The organism is Listeria rocourtiae subsp. hofi (genome assembly GCF_963575615.1).
Taxonomy (GTDB): Bacteria; Bacillota; Bacilli; order Lactobacillales; family Listeriaceae; genus Listeria_A; species Listeria_A hofi.
Genome location: NZ_CAUYTL010000038.1, coordinates 21862 through 28246 on the forward strand (window position 1 = coordinate 21862; position 6385 = coordinate 28246).

Here is a 6385-nt window from a genome sequence, read left to right on the forward strand (position 1 = left end):
AGAGTTCCTTGTTGCTAAATATCTTTTTTTCTATTAAAGTATTCAATAGAGCGTAATGGAGTAAAGAGGTGTAAAAATTTGAAAAGCAACAAGATTGATTACCGCCTTTATTTAGGCATCTTATTGGCAGCAGGGCTCATGTATGTCACATTTGAATATGCTTCTGTATTCTGGTATTTATACGGAGCATCCATGTTATTTCTTATTAGTTGGGTAGTATTGAACGATGAATTAAAAAAACAATTTTCCGTCTTAAAAAGTATTATTCCAGGTATTTTTAGTGGTATTATCCTTTATATCTTGTTTTATATCGGTGCACTTCTACTAAAATTTATTCCAGGTAACCTTGATGCGCTCGTTGCAAAAGGATATACGAAATACGAACCAGAATCCTTACTAATTTGGCTGCTACTTATTGTTGCCATTGTACCAGGAGAAGAGATTTTCTGGCGTGGTTTTGTATTAAAACGATTGGAACACGAATTAGTTCCGTGGGTTGCTGTACTAATCATGGCTACATTAAACGGTGCTTTCATGTTGTTCAGCGGTAATTTCGTTATCGCACTAGCAGCAACCTTAGCGTCAATATACTGGGGCTTTATCTACATAAGACGCCCAAGTTTATCGCTTTTAATCGTGTCACATTGGACTTTTAATTTATTATTACTACTAATTTTGCCAATCTATTAATTAGAAAACATATCTTAAAATAAAGTCGCCATGCCTAATTTCAGCATGACGACTTTATTTTATTTATCGCGTACTTCTACGCTACCGTCAGAAAAGCCAATCACCAAAGTAGAAGCATAATTTAAAAACAAGCCATTTTCTACCACACCTGGCAAATTATTTAACCACGCATTTAATTCTTTGGGATCCGTTATTTCATTCATTTGCAAATCTAAAATATAGTTTTGACTATCTGTTAAATAAATACTCCCATCTTCGCGGTGTCTTAACAATGGTCGATAGCCCCTATCCTCTAGTTGACGCAACACTTGCTTATACCCAAAAGGAACAACCTCAACAGGCAATGGAAAGGCGCCTAGCGTCGTGACAACTTTGTCCTCACCAACAACCCAGATGCTTTTTTTCGATGCATGGGCCACCAGTTTCTCAAATAATAAAGCACCACCGCCGCCTTTTACACCGCGAAATTCTGCATCTACTTCGTCTGCTCCATCAATTGTTAAATCGATTTCTGTAACATCATTTAAGTCCATTAAAGGGATATTTCGTTCATTCGCTAATTCTTCTGTCGCTTTGGAGGTAACAACCCCTGTCACATTTAACCCTTCTGCTACCCGATCACCCAACTTCTGAATCATATAGTATGCTGTTGAACCAGTTCCTAATCCTACGATCATACCATCTTGAATATACTCACATGCTTTTTCTCCCGCAATTTGTTTGCTATTCACTACCACTAACCCCCTCAAAAAGTTTACACTTCTTTCATTATATATAATTTCCAATCATTCGCATAGCCGTATCCTATATTCTCTAAAATAATAATACTGCAAAATGGCATATTATCGTATCTAAATACCAATTTATAGTTATAAAAGAACTTTATTTGGAAATGGAACTTTCTTTTTTAAAATTCACAAAAAGTTCATAATTTTAGCCCTGTAACCATATGAAAACCGCTCTAAATGGCGACTTGAGCTTCGAAATAATATTTTTTATGTAGTTTTTCATACTATTACAAGAAATTTTTCATCTATTTTCTCCTGTATAACGAGCTATTTTGAGGTCCAGAGTGCTTTCACTTGCATAACCTTACAAAAATGTAATTGGACATTTCGAGATAAATGCGTTACATTATATAAATACATGACACTCCATTTTAACATTTGTAACATTAGAGAAATATAAGAGGTGATATCTAATATGAAAAAATGGAAAGAGGCGATGGCCCATCCAAAAGCTATTTTTATCTGGAAAACGTTATTTTATTTAGTTGTTTTACTTGGATTGTTATGGTTCTATGGTTTCAAGAATCCGAACGATACAACATTTATTTACAATGAATTTTAAAGGAAAAGAGGCGATTACGAATGAGTGTATCTTTTTTTACCACTTCTATCAATGAGCGTATTGATAAGTGGGCGCTTAAGACACCTAACAAAGCTTGTTATGACTATAATGGCAATTCCCTGACATACCATGAACTAAAGGAACAATCAGACGCATTAGCAGTCTTTTTATTACAAGAACTAGATAATAACAATGCTCCTGTCTTAATATATGGACACATGGAGGCTTCGCAAATTGTTGCTTTCCTTGCTTGCTCAAAAGCAGGCCATGCCTATGTGCCAATTGATGCTTCCATGCCCGCTGATCGCATTAAGCAAATAACAGAGGTTGCGCAACCGAGCCTTATTCTTTGTACTGAGGAGTTACCTGCGGAGGCAAGAGTTGCTGATGTGCCTGTTATAAATGCCGAGCAATTACAGCATATAATCACGCATAATAATGGAAAAACACCAGACTGCTCATGTTTTGTCAAATCTGATGATAATTATTACATCATTTTCACCTCTGGAAGTACTGGTGTTCCAAAAGGTGTACAAATCAGTCATAACAATCTAGTGAGCTTTACGAATTGGATACTACAAGATTTCGAGATTCAAGAAGGAGATCGTTTCCTCAATCAAGCACCATACTCTTTTGATTTGTCTGTTATGGATCTCTACCCTTGTTTACTTGCGGGCGGAACTCTTGTGCCACTTGATAAGACGGTGAGCGCTAATCTGAAGAGCTTATACGAAACAATTCCAAATTTAGAAGTAAATGTTTGGGTTTCTACGCCTTCTTTTGTAGACATTTGCTTGATGGATCCGAACTTTAACGGAGAGACGAATCCGACAATTACACATTTCCTATTTTGTGGTGAAGTTTTGACTAAGGAGACGGCTCAAATGCTAATCCAGCGTTTTCCAAATGCTATCGTTTACAACACCTATGGACCTACTGAGGCTACCGTGGCTGTGACAAATGTAGTAATTGATGAGAACAATGTTACTACTTACCCTAGCTTACCACTTGGGCGCATCAAGCCTGATACGAAGCTTGCAATTTTAGACGAAGATAGACTACCCGTTCCAGACGGTGAGAAAGGCGAAATCGTCTTAATTGGCCCTAGTGTTTCTAAAGGATACTTGAATGAGCCAGAGAAAACAGCCGCAGTTTTTTATCAAGATGAGCTATTCCAAGCTTATAAAACTGGAGATTGTGGCACGATAATTGATGGGATGTTGTTCTTCCAAGGTCGCTTAGATTTCCAAATTAAGCTTCATGGATATCGAATCGAACTTGAAGATATCGAGAATAACTTAAAAGAAGTAAGCTACATTCGCTCTTGTATCGTTGTTCCAAAAATGCGTGAAGGCAAGGTGGAGAGCTTAGTTGCTTTCGTCGTTCCTGCCGCTCATAACTTTGAGAAGGAATATAAACTCAGCGCTGCAATTAAAAAAGAACTTTCAGAATCGATGCCGAGTTATATGATCCCTCGTAAATGGGTTTATAAAGATGAACTTCCACTGACGATGAATGGCAAGATTGATCGAAAGCAACTTTCCAGTGAGGTGAATTCATGACAACGCCGTATGGATCAATACTCTATTTTGCAGTATTGTTCGCCTTCTTAGCACCAATTGTGATTGCTGGCTTACTCGGCAAACGTATGCCAGTCTATAATGCTTTTGTAACACTAGTCTTTATTTATATGATGTTTGCCAGCAATACAATTCAAGCCATAGCTTTTATCGTGTTTATATTTTGGCAACTGGCACTTGTAAGGCTCTACTTTAATTATCGTCAAAAACAGAATCATGGTGGTATCTTTGTATTGGCGCTTATCCTTTCCATTCTGCCTTTGTTTATTGTAAAAGTACAGCCGCTACTTGCAGCAAATACAACAATGATTGGCTTTTTAGGCATTTCATACTTAACATTTAAAGCCGCTCAAATGATTATAGAGACGCGGGATGGTTTGATTAAAGAGCTGAACTCTTGGGATTTTATTAACTTTCTTTTGTTCTTCCCAACGCTGTCATCTGGCCCTATCGACCGCTTTCGTCGCTTTAAAAAAGAAGCGGACGTACCTATAGATCCTGATAAATACGCAAACTTACTTAATCGTGGTATTTTCCTCATCTTCTTAGGGTTTCTATATAAATTTATTATCGCTTATGTTGTGCAAACGAATGCGATTACTGGGCTTGAATATAACCTTCATCATCATATTCAATTCGGCTGGAGTTTAGTTGGTTATATGTATGCTTATAGTATGTATTTATTCTTTGACTTTGCAGGTTACAGTGCTTTTGCAGTTGGTATTAGTTATTTGATGGGTGTTCAAACGCCGATGAACTTTAATAAACCATTCGCAAGCCGCAATATTAAAGAGTTCTGGAATCGTTGGCACATGACGCTATCTTTCTGGTTCCGTGACTTTGTATTTATGCGCCTCGTTTTCTGGATGACAAAGAAGAAATTTTTCAAGAGTAAATTTACCGTTGCTTACATCGCTTATTTTGCGAATTTTTTACTCATGGGTATGTGGCACGGGCTTCATTGGTATTATATCGTTTATGGGCTTTATCAGGCAGCTTTAATCGTCGGTTTCGACCTATTTGAACGTTGGAATAAGAAAAAGAAATTCTATCCGAAGAATAAAGTGACACATGTCATTGGTATTGTGATTACATTCCAGTTTGTCTGCTTCGGGTTCCTGATTTTCTCAGGGATTTTTGACAGAATTAGTTTTTAAAATAAAAATAATAAGGTGGTAACATATTATGGCATTTCGTGAAGATGTTTTAGAAATTTTAGAAGAGATTACAGAGTCAGAGGAAGTTGTGGAAAACACTTCTGTACAATTATTTGATGAAGGACTTTTAGATTCAATGGCAACTGTTCAATTTTTAATAGAAGTGGAATCGCGCTTAGGGATTACCGTTCCAGTTTCAGAATTTGATCGTGACGAGTGGGCAACCCCGGAAAAAATTATCACTAAGCTTGAGGAATTAAAATGAAAAAGAAACTTTGGATGACATTTGGGCCTTTGCTTATTGCAGGGGCTGTGTTCTTATTCATCCTGTTTGGCCCAAGTTCGCTTTTTGGCGGCGTATCAACTGCTACTATCAAAAAAAGCGCTACTTCTATGAATCCCGTTGTCGTGCAAGGTGTTGCCATTCAACAAAAAATGCTTGCATCAGACAAAAATTATTTGCCTATCTTTGGTTCCTCAGAGCTATCACGTGTCGATCAATTCCATCCTAATGTTTTTGCAGAGAAATATAATCGTGACTATACGCCATTTTTAATTGGTCGTCCAGGCACGCAATCGCTCTCGCATTATTTAGATATTAAAGCGATGGGAAATAAGTTAAAAGGTAAGAAAGTTGTGTTTATCTTATCGCCGCAATGGTTCCAACCAGCTGGTGTAGATGATGGACATTTTGGTGGTAATTTTTCACCCTTGCAAGCTTATAAATTTGCGATGTCCGATGAAAAACCTACTTCCGAACGAAGATATGCAGCTCGCAGATTGTTAACTTATAAAGTAGTGAAAAACGATACTACTTTGACCGCATTACTTGAGACTATCGCCTCACCTGGTCCAAAGACAGGGGTCAGCGCGTTCACCTATGCAACAGCCAATGCCCAAATGAAAATTTTACAGCGAAAAGATGATTTAGACTCGAAGTTTATCCAAGGCTCGCGCGAAGAAAAGGTCGAGAAGAATTTGAAATTAATTCCTGATGCATTAGATTATACGAATTTAGACGACTTGGCAACAAAGATGGGAGAGTCACAAGTAGGGACGAATCCATTTTTTGTTAAGGATTCTTATTACAAGAAAAAGCTAGAGCCTACGATTAACGAATTGAAGGATAGTCGAAAGAATTTAAGCTACGATGAGTCACCAGAATATAGTGATTTACAGCTTGTTATGGACGCTTTTAAGGAAGTCGGCGCAGATGTGCTTTTCATTAACCCACCTGTTAACGGACCTTGGTATGACTATATTGGTGCATCGAGAGAAAAATTGCAGAAGTACTATGATAAATCCGGAAAACAAGTGACGGATCAAGGTTTCCACTATTACGACATGTCTAGTTATAGTGATACGCCTTATTTCTTGGAAGATACAATTCATTTATCTTGGCGAGGCTGGGTTGCGATTGATAAGCAAATTGATCAGTTTATGAATAGCAAAACCAAACCTAAGTATGAGAAAACGCCAAAACAGTTCTATTTCAAACAAATTCCTCCTCCCAAAAAGGAAGATAATAAATAAATCGAGTAGGAGGAGCCGTTAGGCTCCGACCTCTCACACCACCGTACGTACCGTTCGGTATACGGCGGTTCAATA

7 protein-coding genes are annotated in these 6385 nt (G+C 37.6%); 6 read left to right on the plus strand and 1 reads right to left on the minus strand.

Going from position 1 to position 6385, the window contains the following annotated elements:
- The first annotated feature begins 78 nt into the window (after positions 1–78).
- The gene (locus tag R8925_RS13605; protein WP_430536344.1) at positions 79–690 is read left to right on the plus strand and encodes a CPBP family intramembrane glutamic endopeptidase; all 612 of its coding nucleotides are present in this window, start codon (positions 79–81) and stop codon (positions 688–690) included.
- A 59-nt stretch (positions 691–749) separates the two neighbouring features.
- On the opposite strand, the gene rpiA is transcribed toward R8925_RS13605, so the two are convergent.
- Positions 750–1421 carry a ribose-5-phosphate isomerase RpiA gene (gene rpiA / locus R8925_RS13610; RefSeq protein WP_430536345.1) on the minus strand — a complete coding sequence of 224 codons (672 nt, stop codon included), beginning with the start codon at positions 1419–1421 and terminating at the stop codon, positions 750–752.
- 472 nt (positions 1422–1893) lie between these two features.
- Between rpiA and R8925_RS13615 the strand changes: the two genes are divergently transcribed.
- From R8925_RS13615 to dltD, 5 genes are read left to right on the plus strand one after another with little or no spacing between them, the layout of a single operon-like run.
- Positions 1894–2040 (plus strand): teichoic acid D-Ala incorporation-associated protein DltX, encoded by a 147-nt coding sequence (locus R8925_RS13615; protein ID WP_430536346.1) that lies wholly within the window; start codon positions 1894–1896, stop codon positions 2038–2040.
- A 20-nt stretch (positions 2041–2060) separates the two neighbouring features.
- Complete coding sequence (gene dltA, locus R8925_RS13620; protein ID WP_430536347.1) at positions 2061–3602, plus strand: D-alanine--poly(phosphoribitol) ligase subunit DltA; 1542 nt, start codon at positions 2061–2063, stop codon at positions 3600–3602.
- The gene (gene dltB, locus R8925_RS13625) at positions 3599–4777 is read left to right on the plus strand and encodes a D-alanyl-lipoteichoic acid biosynthesis protein DltB (protein ID WP_430536348.1); all 1179 of its coding nucleotides are present in this window, start codon (positions 3599–3601) and stop codon (positions 4775–4777) included. Before dltA ends, dltB begins: the two co-directional genes overlap by 4 nt.
- 28 nt (positions 4778–4805) lie before the next feature.
- Complete coding sequence (dltC, locus tag R8925_RS13630; protein WP_430536349.1) at positions 4806–5042, plus strand: D-alanine--poly(phosphoribitol) ligase subunit DltC; 237 nt, start codon at positions 4806–4808, stop codon at positions 5040–5042.
- Positions 5039–6310, plus strand: coding sequence for a D-alanyl-lipoteichoic acid biosynthesis protein DltD (gene dltD / locus R8925_RS13635; RefSeq protein ID WP_430536350.1), 1272 nt, complete (start codon positions 5039–5041; stop codon positions 6308–6310). The genes dltC and dltD overlap by 4 nt, the downstream gene beginning before the upstream one ends.
- Positions 6311–6385: the final 75 nt, after the last annotated feature.

What these genes read in the sequence shown, in the direction of transcription:
- R8925_RS13615 (WP_430536346.1), top strand. Translation starts at nt 1,894, where the DNA reads ATGAAAAAATGGAAAGAGGCGATGGCCCATCCAAAAGCTATTTTTATC.
- dltC (WP_430536349.1), top strand. Translation starts at nt 4,806, where the DNA reads ATGGCATTTCGTGAAGATGTTTTAGAAATTTTAGAAGAGATTACAGAG.
- dltD (WP_430536350.1), top strand. Translation starts at nt 5,039, where the DNA reads ATGAAAAAGAAACTTTGGATGACATTTGGGCCTTTGCTTATTGCAGGG.
- dltA (WP_430536347.1), top strand. Translation starts at nt 2,061, where the DNA reads ATGAGTGTATCTTTTTTTACCACTTCTATCAATGAGCGTATTGATAAG.
- dltB (WP_430536348.1), top strand. Translation starts at nt 3,599, where the DNA reads ATGACAACGCCGTATGGATCAATACTCTATTTTGCAGTATTGTTCGCC.